The organism is Nocardia cyriacigeorgica, from assembly GCF_005863245.1.
Lineage (GTDB): Bacteria > Actinomycetota > Actinomycetes > Mycobacteriales > Mycobacteriaceae > Nocardia > Nocardia cyriacigeorgica_C.
In genome coordinates this window covers 32,704-53,538 of sequence record NZ_VBUT01000004.1, presented here as the reverse complement: position 1 = coordinate 53,538, position 20,835 = coordinate 32,704, and the positions used below count along the sequence as shown (strand labels likewise).

Annotated in this window: 16 protein-coding genes; 8 read left to right on the top strand and 8 right to left on the bottom strand. The window is 69.5% G+C overall.

Features of this window, described 5'->3' with window-relative positions; genetic code table 11:
* Positions 1-2 precede the first annotated feature (2 nt).
* The 4 genes from ispF (at position 3) to FEK34_RS10145 (ending at position 3,338) form a co-directional block, all read left to right on the top strand.
* A complete protein-coding gene (gene ispF / locus FEK34_RS10160; RefSeq protein WP_036532498.1) occupies positions 3-467 on the top strand; it encodes a 2-C-methyl-D-erythritol 2,4-cyclodiphosphate synthase in 465 nt (154 codons plus the stop codon).
* 99 nt (positions 468-566) lie between these two features.
* Positions 567-1,973: a cysteine--tRNA ligase gene (cysS, locus tag FEK34_RS10155; protein ID WP_138447630.1), complete on the top strand. Its 1,407-nt coding sequence runs from the start codon at positions 567-569 to the stop codon at positions 1,971-1,973.
* Positions 1,973-2,944: a 23S rRNA (guanosine(2251)-2'-O)-methyltransferase RlmB gene (gene rlmB, locus FEK34_RS10150; RefSeq protein WP_138447629.1), complete on the top strand. Its 972-nt coding sequence runs from the start codon at positions 1,973-1,975 to the stop codon at positions 2,942-2,944. Before cysS ends, rlmB begins: the two co-directional genes overlap by 1 nt.
* A gap of 115 nt (positions 2,945-3,059) precedes the next feature.
* Complete coding sequence (locus tag FEK34_RS10145; RefSeq protein WP_138447628.1) at positions 3,060-3,338, top strand: DUF4190 domain-containing protein; 279 nt, start codon at positions 3,060-3,062, stop codon at positions 3,336-3,338.
* A gap of 99 nt (positions 3,339-3,437) precedes the next feature.
* On the opposite strand, the gene FEK34_RS10140 is transcribed toward FEK34_RS10145, so the two are convergent.
* The 3 genes from FEK34_RS10140 to FEK34_RS10130 all read right to left on the bottom strand — a co-directional run bounded on the left by FEK34_RS10140 (position 3,438) and on the right by FEK34_RS10130 (position 6,043).
* Positions 3,438-4,247 (bottom strand): enoyl-CoA hydratase/isomerase family protein, encoded by an 810-nt coding sequence (locus FEK34_RS10140; RefSeq protein WP_138447627.1) that lies wholly within the window; start codon positions 4,245-4,247, stop codon positions 3,438-3,440.
* A gap of 52 nt (positions 4,248-4,299) precedes the next feature.
* Entirely contained in the window at positions 4,300-5,472 is a 1,173-nt protein-coding gene (locus FEK34_RS10135) for an acyl-CoA dehydrogenase family protein (RefSeq protein ID WP_138447626.1), read from the bottom strand.
* A gap of 193 nt (positions 5,473-5,665) precedes the next feature.
* A complete protein-coding gene (locus FEK34_RS10130; protein WP_138447625.1) occupies positions 5,666-6,043 on the bottom strand; it encodes a winged helix-turn-helix transcriptional regulator in 378 nt (125 codons plus the stop codon).
* 68 nt (positions 6,044-6,111) lie between these two features.
* Between FEK34_RS10130 and FEK34_RS10125 the strand changes: the two genes are divergently transcribed.
* The 3 genes from FEK34_RS10125 (at position 6,112) to FEK34_RS10115 (ending at position 11,531) form a co-directional block, all read left to right on the top strand.
* Positions 6,112-6,777, top strand: a complete 666-nt coding sequence (locus FEK34_RS10125; protein WP_171048129.1) for a nitroreductase family protein — start codon at positions 6,112-6,114, stop codon at positions 6,775-6,777.
* A gap of 132 nt (positions 6,778-6,909) precedes the next feature.
* Positions 6,910-8,277 carry a serine hydrolase domain-containing protein gene (locus FEK34_RS10120; RefSeq protein ID WP_138447624.1) on the top strand — a complete coding sequence of 456 codons (1,368 nt, stop codon included), beginning with the start codon at positions 6,910-6,912 and terminating at the stop codon, positions 8,275-8,277.
* A 107-nt stretch (positions 8,278-8,384) separates the two neighbouring features.
* Complete coding sequence (locus tag FEK34_RS10115; RefSeq protein ID WP_138447623.1) at positions 8,385-11,531, top strand: BTAD domain-containing putative transcriptional regulator; 3,147 nt, start codon at positions 8,385-8,387, stop codon at positions 11,529-11,531.
* Positions 11,532-11,952: 421 nt separating this feature from the next.
* On the opposite strand, the gene FEK34_RS10110 is transcribed toward FEK34_RS10115, so the two are convergent.
* The 5 genes from FEK34_RS10110 to kstR form a co-directional block, all read right to left on the bottom strand.
* Positions 11,953-12,831, bottom strand: coding sequence for a metal ABC transporter permease (locus tag FEK34_RS10110; RefSeq protein WP_138447622.1), 879 nt, complete (start codon positions 12,829-12,831; stop codon positions 11,953-11,955).
* Positions 12,828-13,823: a metal ABC transporter ATP-binding protein gene (locus FEK34_RS10105; protein ID WP_249358955.1), complete on the bottom strand. Its 996-nt coding sequence runs from the start codon at positions 13,821-13,823 to the stop codon at positions 12,828-12,830. Before FEK34_RS10105 ends, FEK34_RS10110 begins: the two co-directional genes overlap by 4 nt.
* 1 nt (position 13,824) lies before the next feature.
* A complete protein-coding gene (locus FEK34_RS10100; RefSeq protein WP_249358953.1) occupies positions 13,825-14,718 on the bottom strand; it encodes a metal ABC transporter solute-binding protein, Zn/Mn family in 894 nt (297 codons plus the stop codon).
* Positions 14,719-14,880: 162 nt separating this feature from the next.
* On the bottom strand, positions 14,881-17,454 hold the full coding sequence (gene otsB / locus FEK34_RS10095; RefSeq protein WP_138447621.1) for a trehalose-phosphatase: 2,574 nt from the start codon (positions 17,452-17,454) through the stop codon (positions 14,881-14,883).
* Between the two features lie 261 nt (positions 17,455-17,715).
* Positions 17,716-18,372 carry a cholesterol catabolism transcriptional regulator KstR gene (gene kstR / locus FEK34_RS10090; RefSeq protein ID WP_036532521.1) on the bottom strand — a complete coding sequence of 219 codons (657 nt, stop codon included), beginning with the start codon at positions 18,370-18,372 and terminating at the stop codon, positions 17,716-17,718.
* Positions 18,373-18,574: 202 nt separating this feature from the next.
* On the opposite strand from kstR, the gene FEK34_RS10085 reads away from it, so the two are divergent.
* Positions 18,575-20,833, top strand: a complete 2,259-nt coding sequence (locus FEK34_RS10085) for an acyl-CoA dehydrogenase (protein ID WP_138447620.1) — start codon at positions 18,575-18,577, stop codon at positions 20,831-20,833.
* Positions 20,834-20,835 lie beyond the last annotated feature (2 nt).

Below are 20,835 nucleotides of genomic sequence, written 5' to 3'. Positions count from 1 at the left end.
CCATGCGCGTCGGCATCGGCAGCGATGTCCATCCCATCGAACCCGGCAGGCCGTGCTGGATGGCCGGACTGCTCTTCGACGGCGACGACGGCTGCGCGGGTCACTCCGACGGTGACGTCGCCGCGCACGCACTCTGCGACGCCCTGCTCTCGGCCGCAGGCCTCGGCGATGTCGGCGCCGTCTTCGGCACCGGCCGCCCGGAATGGGCGGGCGTTTCCGGCGCCGCCATGCTGAAGGAAGTGCGCCGACTGCTCGACGAGGCCGGATACGACGTGGTCAACGCGGCGGTCCAGGTGATCGGCAACCGCCCCAAGATCGGCCCGCGCCGGGCCGAAGCGCAGCAGGTCCTCGGCGATCTGCTGGGCGCCCCGGTCTCGGTCTCGGGTACCACCACCGACGGTCTCGGGCTCACCGGACGTGGTGAAGGCGTCGCCGCCATGGCGACCGCCCTGCTGCACTGTCGTTGATCCAGCCCCTCCGACTGCCCGCCGTACCGGCTGGGACCTGTCGGAACTTCGAGACTCCGCCCGCAGCGCAACCCCATATACCAGCTAGGATCGACTGCCGTGACTCTGCGCCTATTCGACACCGAGACGCGGACCATGCGTGATTTCACGCCACTGGTCCCCGGCCATGCCTCGGTGTACCTGTGTGGCGCCACCGTGCAGGGCGAACCCCACATCGGGCATGTGCGCAGCGGCGTCGCCTTCGACGTGCTGCGCCGCTGGCTCACCGCCAACGGCCACGACGTCGCGTTCATCCGCAATGTCACCGATATCGACGACAAGATCCTGAACAAGGCCGCTGCCGCGGGCAGGCCGTGGTGGGAGTGGGCCGCGACCCACGAACGCGCCTTCGACGAGGCCTACCGGCAGCTCGGCGTGCTGCCGCCCTCGGCCGAGCCGCGCGCCACCGGTCACATCACCCAGATGGTCGAGCTCATGCAGCGGCTGATCGACCGCGGGCACGCGTACGCGTCGGCGGGCAATGTCTACTTCGATGTGGTGAGTTTCCCCGAGTACGGCGCCCTGTCCGGGCACCGTCTCGATGACGTGCACCAAGGCGAGAGCGCCGGTGAGGGCAAGCGCGATCCGCGCGACTTCACCCTGTGGAAGGCCGCCAAACCGGGCGAGCCCACCTGGCCATCACCGTGGGGTCCCGGGCGCCCCGGCTGGCATCTGGAATGCTCGGCGATGGCGGAGTTCTATCTCGGTTCGTCGTTCGACATCCATTGCGGCGGAATGGATCTGGTCTTCCCGCATCACGAGAACGAGATCGCCCAGTCCAAGGCGGCCGGTGACGGTTTCGCCCAGTACTGGCTGCACAACGGCTGGGTCACCCTCGGCGGCGAGAAGATGGCCAAGTCGCTGGGCAATACACTCTCGGTGCCGAACGTGTTGAAGCAGGTCCGCGCCGTCGAGCTGCGGTTCTACCTCGGTGGCGCGCACTACCGGTCGATGCTGGAGTACTCCGAGAAGGCTCTGCACGACGCCGCACAGACCTACCAGCGCATCGAGGCTTTCGTGCAGCGCGTGGTCGAACGCGGCGGTGACGTGCCGGTCGGCAAGTGGACCGACGCCTTCGCCGCGGCGCTCGACGAGGATCTCGCGGTGCCGAAGGCGCTGGCCGAAATCCACCATGTGGTGCACGAGGGCAACAAGGCGCTCGACGCCGGTGTGCTCGAGACCGCACGCGAGCATGCGAGCCAGGTGCGCGGCATGCTCGCCATTCTCGGGGTCGATCCGCTGGATCCGCAGTGGTACACCCCCGGTGATTCCTCCGCCGCGACCGCCGCGCTCGATGTGCTGGTCACCGCCGAACTCGAACGGCGTCAGCAGGCGCGTGCCGACAAGGACTGGGCGACCGCCGATGCGGTGCGCGACCGGTTGCACGCCGCGGGTGTCGAAGTCACCGATACCCCCAACGGCCCGGAATGGTCGCTGGTCACCTCACAGCCAGGAAAGGCCGACTGATGGCAGGCAATTCGCAGCGCCGAGGCGCTGTCCGCAAGGGCGGAACCAAGAAGGGCCAGGTTGTCGGATCCGGCGGCAAGCGCAGGCGCGGACTCGAGGGCCGGGGCGCGACCCCGCCCGCCGAGGCGCGCAAGTACCATCCGGCCGCCAAGCGTGCCGCCGCGAAAGCCAAAGCGGCACAAGCCGGTTCGGGTGGACGCCAGACACGGACCGCCGGGCGCAAGAGCGATGACGGGCCGGAGATGGTGCTCGGGCGCAACCCGGTCGTCGAATGTCTGCGCGCCGGTGTGCCCGCGACCGCGCTGTACGTGGCGGTCGGCACCGAGAACGATGAGCGGCTGACCGAGAGCGTCCGGATCGCCGCCGACACCGGGATTTCCATTCTGGAAGTTCCGCGCACCGATCTGGATCGGCTCAGCGCCAACGGATTGCATCAGGGCCTCGCCCTCCAGGTGCCGCCCTACCGCTACGCACACCCCGACGACCTGGCCGAACGCGTCCGCGATTCCGGACAGCCCGCGCTGATCGTCGCGCTGGACAACATCTCCGATCCACGCAATCTCGGCGCGGTGATCCGCTCCGTCGCCGCGTTCGGCGGTCAAGGTGTGGTGATCCCGCAGCGGCGCAGCGCCAGCGTCACCGCGGTGGCCTGGCGCACCAGCGCCGGAGCCGCGGCCCGGCTGCCCGTCGCGCGGGCCACGAATCTGACGCGCACGCTGAAGGATTTCGCGTCCAGGGGCCATCAGATCGTCGGCCTGGACGCCGGCGGCGACACCACCCTCGACGAATTCGACGGCACCGCACCGACGGTGATCGTGGTCGGCTCCGAGGGCAAGGGCCTGTCGCGACTGGTCCGCGAGAGCTGCGACGCCATTCTGAGCATTCCGATGGCGGGTCCGGTGGAATCGCTCAACGCGTCGGTCGCGGCGGGTGTCGTGCTCGCCGAAGTGGCCCGTCAGCGCCGGGTCTGAGATCGGACGACGCCCGGGCGGACACGTTCGTCCGGGCCCGTGAACGAAACGCCGCGCGGCCGCGACACTCGGTAAAGAACGCGCAAAGGCGCCTTACCCCCGTACAATTCGGCTCGTGGTGATACCCAATCAGCCCATCGGTCAGACGATCGAGCACCCGCGGGCGACCATGGTGCTGGTGCTCGGCGCCGCGAGTTTGATGTGCTGCGGGGTCCTCGGGCCGGTGGCGTGGGCGCTGGGCAAACAGGCGCTCGACCAGATCAACGATTCCGGCGGCGCGTTGAGCGGCCGCGCGCAGGTGATGGTCGGCTACATCCTGGGCGTCATCGGCACCGTCATGATGATCATCTGGGCGTTGCTGTTCCTGCTGATCCTGCTGGGCGGCAACGCCTAGCGGCACCGTCATCCGGTGCGGGATCGGGGTGTTCGATGCGGCAGCCCGTGCCGTTGAATGCCGGTTCGGCCGTTCGATGCAGGTTTCAGGGCCGGCTGCTCAGCGCAGGCTCGGTCGTTCCGGTTCGTCCGGCTGATCCCACGCCGGCCATTCCTCCGAGATCGACCCCGACCACTCCGGCTGACGCCGCTCCCGGAACGCCGTCATCGCCTCGCCGCCATCGATGCTCTTGGCGACGTGCTGGTTCAGTTCGCTCTCCAGCCGTCCCACCACCGACGGCGCCATATCCATGCTCTCCCACAGCAGCCGCTTGGACAGCGCGGCCGTCAGCGGGGCCGCACCGTTGGCGATATCGTGCGCGACCGCCAGCGCCGTCGGTAGCACCTCGCCGCCCGGTAGGCAGGCATTGGCCAGGCCCATCGCCTTGGCCTCCTCGCCGTCGAAGGTGCGGCCGGTGAGCAGGATGTCGGCGGCATTGGCCAGCCCGGCCAGCCGCGGCAGCGTCCAGTGCGCGTAACCGTCGGCGAGGACGCCGCGGCGCACCTGGCTCAGGCCGTACACCGCGTCGTCGGCGAGATAACGCAGATCGCATTGCAGTGCCAGCGCCAGCCCGATCCCGACGGCATGCCCGTTCACCGCGGCGATCACCGGTTTGCGCACCCGGAACGGCGGCGGGTCGATGGTGCCGGTGACCTCGCCGACCCGGTCGGACAGATCCGCGCCCGCGCAGAACGCGGGCGGGGTGCCGGTGATGACGACGACGCGAATGGCGTCCTCGATATCGCAGCGCTGCAAAGCCGCGCTGAGCTCGGCGATCATCGCCGGGGTGAAGGCGTTCTGCTGGGCGGGACGATTCAGGGTGAGGACGGCGATGCCCGCGGAGACATCGACGAGCAGTTCCGAACTCATGCCTTGGATCGTAGACGACCCCGCCGCGGCCGGTGGGCGCTCGGCGAGGTGCTCACGGGCGCAGGATCTTGCGGCCGATGGCGTACTTGTGCACCTCGGTCGGGCCGTCGTAGAGCCGGAACGCGCGCATATCGCGGAAGATCATCTCCACCACGGTCTCATCGCTGATGCCGATGCCGCCGAGCACCTGCACGCAGCGATCGGTGACCTTGAACAGTTCCTCGGAGACGAAGGCCTTGGCCACCGAGCTCTCGTGCCGCGCCTTCTCGCCCTGGTCCATCAGCCAGCAGGCGTGCCAGATCGTCAACCGGCACTGGTGCAGCGCGATCTCGTTGTCGGCCAGCATGAACGACACGCCCTGGTGTTCGCCGATGGTCTTGCCGAACGCGGTCCTGGTCTTGGCGTGCTCGACCGCGATGCTGTGCGCCCGTTCGGCGGCGCCGAGCCAGCGCATGCAGTGGGTGAGCCGGGCCGGGGCCAGCCGCAGCTGGGCGTAGCGCAGCGCCTGGCCGGACTCGCCGAGCAGCGCGTCCTTGGGCAGCGTGAGCTGGTCGAAACGCACCACGCCGTGTCCGGCGACGTAGTTGCGGTCCATGGTGTTCATGGTGCGTTCGATGACGATGCCCGGCTGATCGCCGTCGGTGAGGAACAGCGTCGGCCCGGCGGGCAGGTGCGGGTTCTCGGCCAGGCGCGCCATGATGATCCAGGTCTTGGCGCCGTTCGCGCCGGTGATCAGCCATTTGCGGCCGTTGATGGTGAAGTTCTCGCCGTCGAAGGTGGCGGTGGTGGCCAGCTGGTTGGGATCCGAGCCCGCGCCGCCGGGTTCGGTCATGGCGAACACCGAACGCTGATGGCCGTTGATCACCGGCATCAGGTAGCGCTCGGTCTGCTCCGGGTTCGCGATCTTGGACAGCAGGAACATATTGCCCTCGTCGGGCGCTGCGCAGTTCATCGCGATGGGGCCGAGCGTCGACCAGCCCGCCGCCTCGTAGAGCACCGCCTGCTCGACGTGGGTGAGCCCGCGCCCGCCGAGCGCCTCGGGGGCCTGGATGGTCAGCAGCTTCTCCGCGCGCGCGAGTTCCACCAGCTCCTGGCGCAGCTCGTCGGTCGGGCCGTGCGCGGTGAGCCGTGGATCCCGCTCGAACGGCACGATCTTGTCGATGACGAACCGGCGGACCCGATCGCGTTCGGCGGCGAGGTCGGCGGGAATGCTGAAGTCGATCATCAGTGGTCACCTTTGGTAGGGGGTGCGTTCGATGAGCATACGAAACCGGCGCGCCCATACTGAAGGCACATGCCATCAAACTTTGCGGATCGACTGTTCGGCCGGATTTGCGCAGGTGAGGACGGCGCACGGCTGGTGACCGAGTGAAGGTTCGCCCGGCCGGGAGCCTGCGCGGGCGCAACTCCGCGCCGGGTCAGTCGCCGGCCCGGCGCCGGGCCTGTTCGATCTCGTTGATGTGGATCTCCGTCCACTGCCGCAGTGCCGTGATGGGCTCGGCCAGACTGCGCCCGAGTTCGGTGAGGTCGTATTCGACCCGTGGCGGGATGGTGGGGTACACGGTGCGGGTGATGAACCCGTCGTTCTCGAGGCTGCGCAGGGTTTGCGTCAGCATCTTCTGTGAGACGCCCTCGATGCGCCGGCTCAGGTCGGTGTAGCGCATGGTGCCCCCGAGCAGGGCATCCACCACGAGGACCGTCCACTTGCCCGCGATGTGATCGAGCACCTGGCGGGTCGGGCACTTCGCCGAGTAGGCGTCGGCCGGCAGTCCGGAGGACTCGACGATCGTCTTCATGGAAGGAGAGTAACGCACTAATTAGTGCCCTCTTCCCAATCGTGTGTCACTCTCCAATAGTTGGTGGCATGTCACCGCACACCATGTCTGTTGCCGAAGCCATCCGCACTCGCCGCACCGTCCGCCACTACCGTCCCGACGCGATCCCCACCACCGCGATCAACGCACTTCTCGACCTCGCCATCGAGGCACCAACCAGCTGGAATCTCCAGGACCGGTCCATCGTCGCCGTCACAAGCGATGAAGGTCGCGCCGGACTTACCTGGGCTACTGGCGGGCAGCCGCAGCCGCAGGAAGCGCCGCTCATGCTCGTCTTCGTCGCCGAGCCGCTGTCCTGGCGGGAGGACCGCAGTGACGTCTACGAGCAGGCCCGCCGCAATGGAGCGTGGAACGACGAGTTCGTCACGATGTTCTCCGCGGCATCGCAAGCCTTCCAAGCCGACCTGGAGGAGCGTGGCCTGCTGCGGGAGTACGCGATCAAGGACGCGATGATCGCGGCCAGTTACGTGATGCTCGCCGCCACCGAGCTGGGGCTCGCCTCGTCACCGATGAACGGCTGGGACGAGGCCGCGGTGAAGAAGGTGATCGGCATCGAAGACCGCGACGACCTCGCCATCGCCCTGCTGGTGTCCATCGGCTATCCCGCGGAGGAGCGGCGCCACCCCGGCCGCCGGGCCCGGGAACGCAATGTGTTCCACGAGTCCTATGGATCGGTCGCGAACCACCGGGCGTGACGAGGAGCTGTCAGCGGCTGTCGGCGTTCTGTCGGCGCGCTGTCAGCGGCGGCGGGCAACGTCATCGGCACAGCGGGCGAGGCATCGGGCCTCGGACCGCAGCGCCGGAATCCATCGAAAGGTATCGACGATATGTCTGATCGCGCGTTCTCCGCCGCCGTCACCGCCATCGCGGAGCAGTTCGCCATCCCGGGAGTAAGTGCCGGGGTGTGGGTCAACGGCACCGAGGTCTTCGCCTCCCACGGCGTGACCAGCCTGGCCAACCCGCTGCCGGTCGACGAGCACACCCTGTTCCAGCTGGGCTCGGTCACCAAGACGCTGACCGCGACCACGCTGATGCGCCTGGTTGCCGACGGCAGGGTCGAACTCGACGCTCCGCTGCGCCGCTACCTGCCGGAATTCTCCGTCGCCGACGATTCGCCGGCCGCCGGGATCACGGTGGCGCAGGTGCTCAACCACACCGCGGGCCTGGACTGGAATCACCTGATCGAGCCGGGGGAGGGCGACGACGCGCTGACGGTGTTCACCGCCGCCATGGCCGAACTGCCGTTGATCGGGGAGCCGGGCGGGCGCTCCTCCTACAGCCAGGGTGGGTACAACATGCTCGGCCGGGTGATCGAGCACGTCACCGGGCTGAGCTTCGAGCAGGCCGTCACCGAACTGGTGCTGACTCCACTCGGCCTGACCGACACCGTGCTCAGCAGCGGCGAAGCGATGCTGCGCCGCTTCGCCGTCGGCCACGAATACGACGCCGACGGTGAGCTGGCCGTGGTGTCGCGGTGGAAGCCGGGCCGGGCCAACAACCCGGGTGGCGGGCTGGCCGCCTCCGCGGTCGACCTGCTGAGCTGGGCGCGCTTCCATCTCGGTGACGGCCGCGCCGCCGACGGCACCGTGGTGGTGCCGGAGCAGGTACTGCGTTCGATGCGCCACCCGACCGTGACCCTGCGCGGCACCTCACTCGGCGACGCCATGGGAATCTGCTGGTTCCTGCGCGAGGTCGACCGCGTGCAGACCGCCGGGCACGGCGGCTCCGGATTCGGCCAGTTCTCCGAACTGCTGCTGGTGCCGGAACGCAATTTCGCGATGGTCGTGATGAGCAACGCGAACCCCGACGGAATTCCGTGCAATCGCGCCATCGTCCGCTGGGCGCTCGAGCATTACCTGGGCATCATCGACCGCGACCCGCAGCCGCTGCCGTTCGACGCCGAGCGGGCCGCCGAGGTCGTCGGCCATTACGAGAGCGAGGCGATGACCTTTGACATCACCAGCGACGGCACCGGCCTGACCCTCGAAGTGCTGATCAAGCCGGAGCTTCGGACGGCGTCGGACGAAGAGATGCCCGCCGATCACGAACCGTTCCCCTTCGGCCTGCTGCCGGGCGACGAGTACATCGTGACGGCAGGTGCGTTCGAAGGACAGCGCGGATATTTCAGCAGGGATGAGGACGGCGCGGTGATCGGTGTCGACCTGGCGGGACGGTTGTTCAGCCGCGTTTCGTGAGGGGGAGGGTGCCGAAAGCCCGGTCCGCTGTGTGCGGGCCGGGTCGTCGGTGTCGGTGGCGCAGCTGCGCCCGCAGCTTCCACCCGGGAATCTGCAATTCTGAACCCGTGCGTATCGCAGTACTCGGTCCCCTGGCTGTCCACACCGCAGACGGGGAGCCGATCGAATTCGGTGGGATCCGGCTGCGGATGCTGTTGGCTCGGTTGGCGTTGGAGGGCGGGCGCGCGGTGTCCGTCGACGGTCTGATCGATGGGCTGTGGGGCGCCGAGCCGCCCGCTGACGCGGCAGGTGCGTTGCAGGCGTCGGTATCCCGGCTGCGGAAGGCGCTGCCCGAGCCGGGCGCGGTGGAACTGGTGGCGGGCGGATACCGGCTCGGAGTGCGGGCCGAGGACGTCGACGTCTTCAGGTTCGAGGAACTGCTCGGGCGTGGCAGGCGCGAACTCGCGGCGGGAAAACCGGAGGCTGCCGCCGACACTCTGGACGCCGCGCTCGCGCTGTGGCGCGGTCCCGCGCTGGCCGATCTGCTCGCCGCGCCGTTCGCCGAACTCGCCGCGAGTAGGTTGAACGAGCTGCGCACCGCCGCCGAGGAAGAACGTTTCGACGCACTGTTGCAGGCAGGGCGACATTCCGAAATCCTCGCCGATCTCGAATCTGCCGGTGCGCGAAGGCCGTTGAGTGAGCGCCTGGCGGTCCTGCGTATTCGCGCTCTGGCCGCGAGTGGGCGGCAATCCGATGCGCTCGCCGTGTACGAGCGGGTGCGGGAATCGCTCGGAGAGGAACTCGGTGTCGATCCTTCGGCCGAATTGCAACAGGCGCATCTTGCGTTGCTGCGGGGCGAACTGCACCGACCTGTCGCCCGATCGGCCCCGATGGCCAGTCGGATTCCCTTGCGGCTCACCAGCTTTGTCGGCCGGGAGCGGGAGCTGGAGCGGCTCGCGCTGCGCCTGACCGATTCACGGCTGATCACGCTGACCGGGCCGGGTGGTGCGGGCAAGACCCGGCTGGCCGTCGAGGCGGTGGCGCGGCATCGGGCCGCCGAGCGCGGGCAGGTGTGGTTCGTGCCGTTGGCCGGGGCGAGTGACGCCGATGAGGTGATCGCGGCTCTGCTCGGTGCGGTCGGGGCCAGGGACGCGCGGGGGCCCGAGGGCGCCGGGGCCACACCGATGGCCAGGGTGATCGAATCGCTCGACCTCGGTGAGGCGATCGTCGTGCTGGACAACTGCGAGCACGTCATCGATGCGGTGGCCGAGCTCATCGAGCAGCTGCTGGCCGGGCTGCCGGAACTGCGCATCGTCGCCACCAGCAGAGAAGCGCTCGCCATCACCGGTGAGTCGCTGCTCTATCTCGGGCCGCTGAGTGTTCCGGGAGATTCGGTGGACGTGCTCGACCCGGACCCCGCGGCGCTGGCGGAAGTCTCCTCGGTGCGGTTGTTCCTCGACCGCGCCGCCGCCGTGCGCCCCGAATTCGTCCTGGATATGAGCACCGCCGCCGCGGTAGCCGAGATCTGCCGCAGGCTGGATGGGCTTCCGCTTGCCCTGGAATTGGCGGCCGCCACCCTACGGTCGATGAGCGTCCAGCAGGTCGGACAACGCCTCGGCGACCGGTTCCGCCTGCTCGAATCCGGCAGCCGCACCGCGTTGCCGCACCAGCGCACCCTGCTCGCGCTGGTGGACTGGAGTTGGGAGCTGCTCACCGAACCCGAACGCACCCTCGCCCGCAGGCTTGCCATGTTCCCCGCCGGTGCCACCTTGGAGGCGCTGGAATCGGTGTGTGCCGATTCCGCATTGCCCGCCGAAGACGTCCTCGCGGTCGTGCGCGCCCTGGTGGAGAAATCGATGGTGCAGCTGTCCGGCGAGAGCGAGCCGCGCTACCGCATGCTGGAAACCATCCGGGACTACGCGGCCGGCCAACTCGCCCGATCCGGCGACACCGTCGCCGACGCGTTCCTCGCCTACCACCTCGAACTGGCCACAACCCACGAGCCATTGCTGCGCACTCGCGACCAAATCGATGCCATGGCCCGCTTCGACGCAGAGCACGACAACCTGCTCGCAGCGCTGCGGATCGCCCTCGACGGCGCCGACGCCGAACGGGCGGCGGAATTCGTCGCGACGATGTTCTGGTACTGGGGAATTCGCGGGATGAGCACCCACTTCGACACCTATCTGGACAGGCTGCGGCAACGGGAGCCGGAACTGCCCGAACGCACCACTGCGGCATTCGCGCTGATCCGGCTGTTCGCGGGCACCCCGGTACACCACGACGTACCCGTCCTGGACCTGATCGCGACAGCGGAAGCGGCCGGAGCCCTCGAGTTCCACCCCGCGGTGCTCCTGCTCGCACCACGCCTGGCCTACGCGGCGGGCGACCCCGCGCTCGGCGACCGGCTGCTTGCCCAGGCCTCGTCCTCGCCGGACCCGTGGGTGCGCGCCAACGCCCACTCGGCCCGCGCCGAACTGGGCGATCGGCTCACGCCGGCCGAGTCGCGCGCGGCGGCGTTGGCGGAATTCGAATCCGTCGGTGACCGCTGGGGCCTCGGCATGACGCTGCTCGCGATCGGCCAGGAGCATTCCCTGCACGGCCGCAGCGCCGAGGCCATCGCGGCCTTCGAACGCGGCGTGGCATTGAGCGCGGAACTGAATGCCGCCGATCTCTTCCACTGCCGGGCCGCCCTCATCTCCGAACGCATGCGTTCCGGCGATCTCCCCGGCGCGTGGCGTGATCTCGAGGCCGCGCGCAGGCAGGCGCAGGAGCTGGGTGACCGCAGCACAGCAGCCGACGTCCTGTTCAGCGTCGCCGAATGGCACCGCCGCGGCGGTGACCCGGCCGCCGCCGACGCCGCCATCGACCGCCTCGAACCCCTCACCGACCGCCTCCAGCTCCCCGCCGACGTCGCGGCAGGCCTCCTTGCCCGGGCCCGCATGGCCAACCGGCTCGCGGCAGGCGACCCGGCCGGTGCCCGCGCCCTGTGGCCGCAAGCCCTCGCCGCCTGCCTGGCCTGGGGTACCACGGACGCCGCAGCCAACGCCGCCGAACTACTGGCGCAATTACGCGCCGCCGAGAACACCCCCGAATCCGCCGCCACAGCACTGGGGATGAGCGACGCCATCCGCGGAGTATTCGACGCGGGCGAACCCATCCTGGCCGCCCTCACCGCCGACCTGATCGCCCAACTCGGCGCGAACGTCTACAAGCAGGCCTACCAGCGCGGCGCCGAGATGCCGCGCACTGAAGCCATCGCGCGATTGGGGTGACGATCCGGACCGACCCCGGGCCGACCGCATTTCGCGCGCCATCGGGTAGTAGCTCGGTTCCGCGCAGTGTGGGCATGACGGCCACCCGGCACGATTCCGAACTCGCCGCGTGGCCGGCCCGGGTTTCTTCCGTGCCAGGCGGGCGATGTACCGCCATGGCGCCACGAATTCACCCGACCGGCGGCGCCTCGCGACCGGACGCCATCAGGTGTAGCCCACGTTCCGCGCGGCTTGCGGGTCCGTGACAGGTACCCAGCTCGATTCCGACATCGCAGTGTGGGCTGCCCGACTCTTTCCGGGCCCGGCCGGTGATGTGCGGCCCTGGAGCGACGATTTCACCGGGTCTGCGCCGCGCGGCCCGGCCGCCCTCAGCGTCAGTCCACGCGACTGGTGGACGTAGCGCCCGGCGGTCGAGCGCCGCTCAGACCGCCGAACGCACCCGCTCCGCTTGCCTGCGGCGGGTGCCGATCACGCGGCAGACGATGTAGATCAGGAACGACAGTCCGGTGACGAAGGTCGAGACCGGTACACCAGGGGCGAGGGAGAGCAGGATGCCGCCGACGGCCGCGATTTCGGCGAACACCACCGTCAGTACGGTGGCGCGGGCCGGGCTCGCCGTGAGTTGGGCGGCCGCGGCCGCGGGCGTGATCAGCAGGGCCAATACCAGCAGCGCCCCGACGATCTGGACGCCGAAGGCCGCGGTGATGCCGAGCAGCACCGCGAACACGATCGACAGCGCGCGCACCGGCACCCCGCGCGCCACCGCGACTTCGGGGTCGGAGCTGGCGAACAGCAGCGGCCGGTAGACGAAGGCCAGCACCGCGAGCACACCGACGGTGCAGAACGCGAGCAGCCCGAGCCCGCTGTTGCCGACACTGACCACTTGCCCGGTGAGCAGTGAGAACTTCGATCCGGCGCGGTCGGGTCCGAGCCACAGGAACAGTACCGAGAGCCCGAGGCCGAACGAGAGCACCACCGCGATCACCGAATCGCGTTCGCGCGCTTTGGTTCCCAGTACACCGAACAGTACCGCCGCCACCACCGACCCGGCGATGGCGCCGAGCCCGACGCCGATGCCGGCCAGCAGTGCCGCCGCCGCACCGGTCAGCGACAGCTCACTGGTGCCGTGCACCGCGAACGACATCTGCCTGCTGATGATCAGCGGCCCGATCACCCCGGCCAGCAGTCCGAGCAGCGCGGCGGCGATCACCGCCTGCTGCACGAAGTCGTAGGACAGCAGGTTCGCGGTGGTGGAGAAGTCGAACATCTTCGACAGCACGTCGGCGAGCTTGTCGTTCACGCGCGCGCCTCACTGTCGCGCGGCGCGGGGTGCGGAGTGCCCGGATCACCGTGGCAGTGTGCGCCGGCCGCGCCGAGAGCGTCCATGGTGTCGCCGGTCCCGACGACGACCAGCCGCCCGCGCACCCGCAGCACATCCACCTCGGTCTGGTACAGCTCCGAGAGCACCTCGGAGGTCATCACCTCGTCCGGGGTGCCGATCCGGAACTTGCCGTCCACCAGGTACAGCACCCGATCCACCAGCGGCAGGATCGGGTTGATCTCGTGGGTCACGAACAGTACGGCGGTGTCGTGGGTGCGGCGGCGCCGGTCGATCAGTTCCGACACCAGGCGCTGGTTCGCGAGGTCCAGGCTCAGCAGCGGTTCGTCGCACAGCAGCACCCGCGGATCGCCGACCAGGGCTTGGGCCACCCGCAGCCGCTGCTGCTCACCGCCGGACATGCTCTCCAACGGCGCGTCCGCGAACGCCTGCGCGCCCACATCGGCCACGGCCGCGGCGACCTTGCGCTTCCGTTCGCGTCGCGTGCGCCACCCGAGCCCCCACCGGTGCCCGTCGACTCCGAGCCCGACCAGATCGGTGCCACGCAACTGCACACCGGCATCGATGGTCTTCTGCTGCGGGATGTAACCGATATCAGGATGCCCCGCCCGTGCGGGCACACCGGCGATCTCGGCGCGACCGGAACTCAACCCGAGCTGCCCGAGCAGAACCTTCAGCAGCGAGGTCTTCCCTGACCCATTCGGCCCGAGGATCGCGATGAACTCACCGGGCGCCACCTCGAGATCGAGCCCCTGCCACAGCGTCCGCTCCCCGAACGCCAAGCCCGCCGAAGAGAGTTTGATCGCCGGCGTGCGCGCAGCCTGCGCCGCCGGCTTCGTGCTTCCGCCGGACGCGGACCGACCGCCCACCGCAGCCCCCTCCGACGACCCGGTCAGCTCCGGCTCGCCCAGCTCCACCCGCTCGGCCTCATCGACCCGGCGTTCGGCGCGCATATCAGTCCAGTGCCGCGGCGAGGGCGCGGGCGTTGTCGGTCTGCCAGGTGACGTAGTCGACCCCGGCGGGCAGCGTTTCGGTCACCTCCACCACGGGGATCCCGGCCGCTTCGGCCTGGGCGCGCAGTTCCTTGCTGGTGTTGTCCTCGGTCTGCACGTTGTAGACCATGGCGCGCACCTGCTTGCCGGTGATCAGGTCGCGGGTGGCGGCGACGGCGGCGGGCGCGGGATCGGTTTCCTGTTCGATCGCTTCCTGGTACTCGTGCGGGGTCATATCCTTGGCGCCCGCGTCGAGCAGCAGGTAGTGCGCGAGCGGTTCGGTCTGCATGATCGGGGCGCCGGGGTCCGAGGTGCGCGCGGGAGTGGTGTAGGAGCGCACGCCGTTGAGGCTGTCCTTGAACGCGGTGGCGCGGTCGGTGTATCCGGCGGCGTGGTCGGGGTCTATCTCGCCGAGGGCCGCAGCGATCCGGTCGGCGACCACCGCGACGGTGTCGATGTCGTACCAGACGTGCTCGTTCTCGTCGTCGCGGATGTCGTCGGCGCGCGAGGCGAAGGCGTCGACGGCGCGCTTGCCGGTGCCCTCGATGGCCTTCTCGATGAATTCGTCGTAGCCGCCGCCGTTGTAGACGACCAGGTCGGCGTCGGTGATCGTGGCCGATTCGATGGCCGAGGTCTCATGCGAATGGGGGTCGGCGGCCGGGTCGGTGATGATCGACTCCACATTGGCGTCGGGCCCGGCGACGGTAGCCGCGATATTGCCCCAGACGTTGGTCGAGGCCACGACGGACGGCTTACCCGAGTCGTCGCCGGAGCCGGTGCCGCAGCCGGTGAGGCTCAGCGCGGTCGCCAGACCCACCGCGACGGTTGCGAAGGTGGTGGCGGATCTGGTTTTCACGCGGGCTCCCGGAAAGCTTAATGGAAATCGTTTCCGTTTTACTTTATCAGGGCGTATCTGCGGATACGAACCGAATCCGTGTGATCTGTGTTCCCCGGACGCGCGACGGCCCACGTCGGCGACCGGCGGGCGGCCGGCCGCGACGTGGGCCGCGGATCGCGATCAGCTCACCAGCGCGTTCACCGGCTGGCTCAGCAGCTGCGCGCACCGCAGCAGGCCGAGGTGGCTGTAGGCCTGCGGATGGTTGCCGAGTGAACGCTCGGCCACCGGGTCGTACTCCTCGCTGAGCAGACCGGTCGGCCCGGCCACGTCCACCAGCTGGGCGAACAGTGCCTCGGCATCGGAGCGCTTGCCGATCAGCAGGTACGCCTCCACCAGCCACGCCGCGCACAGGTGGAACCCGCCCTCGCCGCCGGGCAGGCCGTCGTCGTGGTGGTAGCGGTACACGGTGGATCCGCTGCGCAGTTCCGCCTCGGTGGCGACGACGGTGGCCGCGAAGCGCGGATCGGACGGATCGATCAACCCGCTCAACCCGATGTGCAGGGTCGCGGCGTCCAGATCGGTGCCGTCGTAGGCGGCGGTGAACGACTGCACTTCCTCGTTCCAGCCCTTGGTCTTGACCTCGTCGGCGATCTGATCGCGCAGCGTGGCCCACTCCGGGTGGATCGGGCGGTCGAACTTCTGCGCGAGGGTGAGTGCGCGGTCGATGGTCAGCCAGCCCATCACCTTGGAGTACACGTGGTGGCGCGGGTTGCCGCGGATCTCCCAGATGCCGTGGTCGGGTTCGTGCCAGCGCCGCTGCACCGCCGAGACCATGGCGTGCACCAGTTCCCAGTCCTGATCCGGCAGCGCCATCCGCGGATCGCCGATGCCCTTGGATTCCCTGGCGTGCGCCAGGGTGGCGATCAGGTCCACGATCGGACCGAAGACGTCCAGCTGGACCTGCATGTTCGCGGCGTTGCCGACGCGCACCGGCCGCGATCCGGCATAGCCGGGCAGCTGATCGATGACGGCCTCGGGCGGCAGGGTCTCGCCATAGAGCGTGTACAGCGGGTGCAGCCGCTCGGGGCCGGGCAGCGTCTCCAGCACCCGGTGCACCCAGCCGAGGAAGTCCTCGGCCTCGCTCAGCGAACCCAGCGACACCAGCGCCGACGCGGTCAGTGCCGCATCGCGCAGCCAGCAGTAGCGGTAGTCCCAGTTGCGCACGCCGCCGATGTCCTCGGGCAGCGAGGTGGTGGCCGCGGCCAGGATCGAGCCGGACGGCGCGTGCACCAGCCCGCGCAGGGTCAGCGCGGAGCGCTTCATCAGGTCCGGCTTGAGCGGCGGCAGATCGAGCCCGGCGGCCCACGAGGACCAGTAGGTCTCCGCGATCCGCCGACGCTCGGGTTCCGGCGTCATGGCGGGCGCGAGATCCGGTGTGCCGCAGCGCAGTTCCAGCACCACCGGACCCTGCGACGGATCGATGACGGCCGTCGCCGAGCTGTGCACTCCGTCGGTCTGGATGGTCCATTCGACGCCGGGGGAGCGCAGCACCGTCGGGTCGTTGGTGCCACGCACCCGCAGCCCGTTCGGTTCGGCCTCGATGGTGACCGGCACCTGACCGAACTCCGGACGCGGCGCGAAGGTCACCACGGCGCGGGTATCGCCGGTGATCACCCGGGTCAGATCGGTCCGGTCGGGCGCCACGTCGTGCGGCAGATAGTCGACCACTTGCAGCTTGGCCCAACGGGTTTCGACGGTCATGGTGCCGTCGATGTAGCGCTGCGACAGCGGCAGTCCCGGACGTTCCGGTGCGATGCTGAAATGCCCGGCCTGCGGACCGCCGAGCAGATGGGCGAACACCGCCGCCGAATCGGGTTCGGGATGGCAGAACCAGGTGACGGTGGCGTCGGGGGTCAGCAGCGCCACCGAACGCGGGCTGGCCAGCATGCTGAGCCGCTCGATGCGCGGCGCGCTGGCACCGGCGAGCCAGGTGCGGCGCTCCTCGAGCAGGAAGGCCAGCGCGCACGACACGGCCTCGGTATTGGGCACCCGGTACTTGGCCAGGCTCTCGCCCTCGCCGACCTTGATGCCGACGTCCGGGCCGGACAGCATCCGGAAGGCCTTCTCATCGGTGACGTCGTCGCCGAAGAACACCGCCGCCGACGCGCCTTCCTGATGTCGGATGGTGTCGAGCGCGGTGCCCTTGTCGGTCGGGATGACGGCCAGTTCGATGACGGCCTTGCCCTCGGTGACCTGCACCCCGACCCAGCAGGCCGGGCCCTGACGGACCTGATTCAGCGCGCGCCGCCCGATCTCCGGCCCGGCATTGCGCACATGCAGCGCGATGCTGGCCGGCTTGGTCTCGACCGTCACGCCCGGATTCTCCGCGGCGATCTGGTTCAGCGCGGTGGTCAGTTCTTGCAGCAGCTGCTTGGCGTCGTTGTCGATGGCGTGCACGAAGCCGACATCGAACTCCGAGCCGTGGCTGCCGATCAGCTGCACCTCGACGGGCAGCCGCGACAGCGCCGCGAGATCACGCAGCGCCCGGCCGGAGATGACGGCGGCCGTGGTGCCGGACAGGCCGGCCAGCGCGCGTAAGGCGCGGACCGACTCGCCGTGCGGGTACGCCTTGGCCGGATCGGACACGATGGGTGCGATCGTCCCGTCGTAATCCGATGCGACCAACAGGCGTGGGACCCGCGCGACCGTCGACAGGGCACGACGAAGTTCCAGTGGGAGATCCTGTGCGCTCACGCATCCAACCTTATGGATCGGAGGAGTTTTTTCAGGGGCGGCCATGACAATACTGTGTTTAATTTGCGTCGCCTGCGGCGCCGCGGTTCGCGGCCCCTGGGTGGCTCGCGTCTCCGCTACCGCTGCTTGCCTCCGGCGTGCGCAGCGATAGCGGAGACGCGAGCCGGGCCGCGAACTCGGGGGCTCGGTCTCGCTCCGCTCGAAATGTCAGCCGCACCCGCCGATGTATCGGCGTACGTCGGACCGCCGCCGACCGTCCGCCTAAGAGTTGTTGCCCAGCAGCAGGTCGACGGTCAATTCCAGCCGTTCGGTGACGTCGGTCGCCGAGGCCCTGCGGGTGAGCCAGGCCACCAGGTTCGACAGCCACACGTCGCTGATGACGCGGGCGATGGCGAGCTGGCGTTCGGTGGGTTCGCCGTCGTTCATGGCGCGGGCGAAGACCCGGTCCATCACCTTGCCCACGCGGTCGACTTCGGCGGCGGCGGAGGCGTCGGCGAACATGAAGGCGCGGGTCATGGCCTCGGTGAGCAGCGGGTCGCGCTGCATCATCCGGGTGATCTGGGTGAGCAGCAGGTGCATGCGTTCGCGCGGGGTCTGCCCGGCCAGCGGCTTGCGTTTGCCCTCGATCTGCTCGAATTCGCGGGAGAGCGCCGACACCAGCAGGTGCACTTTGGACGGGAAGTAGCGGTACAGAGTGCCGACGGCGACGTCGGCGCGTTCGGCGACCGCGCGCATCTGTACCGCGTCGTATCCGCCTTTGGAGGCCAAGGCCAGCGTCGCGTCGAGGATGCGCTTGCGGCGTTCGCGCTGCGCGGTGGAACTCAGCTCGTCCTCGCTGAGCGTGGTCACGGCGGCTCGGGTGCCCGCTGCGGGCGCCCCGTTCGAGTCGGCCGGCTGCGAACGGGAGGGGCTGGCCATCGGTGCTGGTCCTTTCGTGTCGGGCCGCGGCGGAGTGCGAGGCCCGCGTGGATTCGCGGGGCGTCACTCGCGCCGGACCCGCTCGGTCGGTGGGTCGTACGCGTTCGATCCTGTGGACGAAAGCATCGCTTGACTTCCGCCCGGCCAGGATATTAGAACATGTTCTAGGTGTGGGAGTCACGCCGGAAAGGCGGTATGTACTGTGACCATCGCCACCACTGACGAGCATAAAGCCGTTCAGGAGTCGATGAGCGGATGGGCTGCAGCGGTACGTCCGATTGCAACAATGCGGGACGATACGACCGGCTTCTGGTGCACGTACTGGGATCAGCTGACCGACCTCGGGATCTTCCAGGTCGCGGTCGACGAGCAGGCGGGCGGCGCGGGTGGATCGATCACCGATCTCGCCGTGCTGGTGGAGCAGGCCGCGCACGATCTGGTGGGCGGGCCGGTGCTCACCACCGCCTTGGCCGGTGTGGTGACCGGCGGACGACTGGACGAACAGCAGCCGTGCGCAGTCGCGCTCGACACCGTTGTCGTGTCGGCGAGCAGCTTATCGGCTGTGGATCACCCGCGGCAGGGCGAAGCCGGTGAGCTGGTGCTCAACGGCGTCTGGGAGACGGTGCTCGGCGCCGCGCCGGGCACGTCGGTGCTGCTGGCGGTGCGGGTTGCCGACGGTTCGCGCTGGTGTCTGATTCCCGCTGACGCCCCCGGCCTGACCATCGAACCGCTGGAACCTCTCGACCCCAGCACTCCGCTCGCCCGGGTGCGCTGCGCCGACGTGCCGGTGCCCGCCGAGGACGTCTTCGCTCCATCCTTCGCCGTCGAAGATCTGCTGGTGGTCCTCGCCACCGCCGAGCTGGCCGGTGTGGCCGGCTGGTGCCTGGAGACCGCGGTCGAATACGCCAAGGTGCGTGAGCAGTTCGGCAAGCCGATCGGCAGTTTCCAGGCCGTCAAGCACATCTGCGCGTGGATGCTGTGCCGCACCGAACTGATCCGCGCGGTCGCCGCCGACGCGGCCGCGGCGGCCGACGACGCCCGCGCCGGGGCCGGCGCCGAACTCCCGATCGCGACCGCCATCGCCGCCGCCATCGCCCTCGACGCCGCGGTCGACACCGCCAAGGACTGCATCCAGGTCCTCGGTGGCATCGGCTTCACCTGGGAGCACGACGCGCACTTCTACCTGCGCCGCGCGGTCGCGCTGCGGCAGCTGCTCGGCGGTGGCGGCTACTGGCGCGCCCGCGTGACCGAACTGACCAGGGCGGGTGCGCGCCGCACCACCGGCGCCGACCGGATCCTCGCCGATGCCGCCACCGACACCGGATCGTCCGGTGAAGGTGTCGGCGCCGCGGTGGGTGTGGCGGCCGCGGTCGGCAATGCCGCCGCGGTGTCGCTCGAGATCGGCGAGGCCGCAACCGGATTGGCCGCCGAGGTCGCCAAGATCGCCGCACTGCCCGTCGATCGACAGCGCAAGGCCATGGTCGAGGCGGGTCTGGTCATGCCGCATTGGCCCAAGCCGTACGGCCGCGGCGCCGACCCGATGACGGGGCTGCTGATCTCCGAGGAACTCGCCCGCGCCGGGCTCGAGGTGCCGGACCTGGCCATCGGCGGCTGGGCGGTGCCGACCCTGCTGCAACACGGCACCCCGGAGCAGATCGAACGGTTCGTCTGGCCGACGCTGCACGAAGAGGTCATCTGGTGCCAGCTGTTCAGCGAGCCGGGCGCCGGTTCCGATCTGGCCGCGCTGCGCACCACCGCCACCAAGGTCGACGGCGGCTGGATGCTGCGCGGGCAGAAGGTGTGGACCTCGCTCGCCGACGCCGCGAACTGGGGTATCTGCCTGGCCCGCACCGATCCGGAGGCGCCGAAGCACAAGGGCATCAGCTACTTCCTGGTCGATATGCGCAGTGCGGGTATCGAGATCCGTCCGCTGGTGCAGATCACCGGTGAGGCGCGCTTCAGCGAGGTCTTCCTCGATGACGTCTTCGTGCCCGACGACTGCGTGGTCGGCGAGCTCGGCAACGGCTGGAAGATCTCCCGCTCCACCCTGTCCGCCGAGCGGATCGCCATGGGCGGCAAGGGCATCGGTCAGGTGCTGGAGGAACTGGTCGACAAACTGCCCGCGACCGGACCTGGCGCCGAGCTGATCAGCGACCGCCTCGGCCGGTTCATCGCCGACGCGACCGCAGGTCTACTGCTCGAACAGCGCGGCGCTGCCCGGATCCTGGCCGGCGCCGACGCGGGCCCGCAGAGCAGCGTGCGCAAGCTCGTCGGTGTGCGGCATCGGCAGGAGGTCGCCGAATTCGCGGTCGAGGTGACGGGCCCGGCGGGTGCGCTGGAGAACGAGGCGACGAAGGAGTTCCTGCTCACCCGCTGCCTCTCGATCGCGGGTGGCACCGAGCAGATCCTGCTCACCCTGGCCGGTGAACGGATCCTCGGGCTGCCACGGGACGCGGGGTAGGG

What these genes read in the sequence shown, in the direction of transcription:
- ispF (WP_036532498.1), top strand. Translation starts at nt 3, where the DNA reads ATGCGCGTCGGCATCGGCAGCGATGTCCATCCCATCGAACCCGGCAGG.
- rlmB (WP_138447629.1), top strand. Translation starts at nt 1,973, where the DNA reads ATGGCAGGCAATTCGCAGCGCCGAGGCGCTGTCCGCAAGGGCGGAACC.
- FEK34_RS10140 (WP_138447627.1), bottom strand. Translation starts at nt 4,247, where the DNA reads ATGAGTTCGGAACTGCTCGTCGATGTCTCCGCGGGCATCGCCGTCCTC.
- FEK34_RS10135 (WP_138447626.1), bottom strand. Translation starts at nt 5,472, where the DNA reads ATGATCGACTTCAGCATTCCCGCCGACCTCGCCGCCGAACGCGATCGG.
- FEK34_RS10130 (WP_138447625.1), bottom strand. Translation starts at nt 6,043, where the DNA reads ATGAAGACGATCGTCGAGTCCTCCGGACTGCCGGCCGACGCCTACTCG.
- FEK34_RS10125 (WP_171048129.1), top strand. Translation starts at nt 6,112, where the DNA reads ATGTCACCGCACACCATGTCTGTTGCCGAAGCCATCCGCACTCGCCGC.
- FEK34_RS10120 (WP_138447624.1), top strand. Translation starts at nt 6,910, where the DNA reads ATGTCTGATCGCGCGTTCTCCGCCGCCGTCACCGCCATCGCGGAGCAG.
- FEK34_RS10105 (WP_249358955.1), bottom strand. Translation starts at nt 13,823, where the DNA reads ATGCGCGCCGAACGCCGGGTCGATGAGGCCGAGCGGGTGGAGCTGGGC.
- kstR (WP_036532521.1), bottom strand. Translation starts at nt 18,372, where the DNA reads ATGGCCAGCCCCTCCCGTTCGCAGCCGGCCGACTCGAACGGGGCGCCC.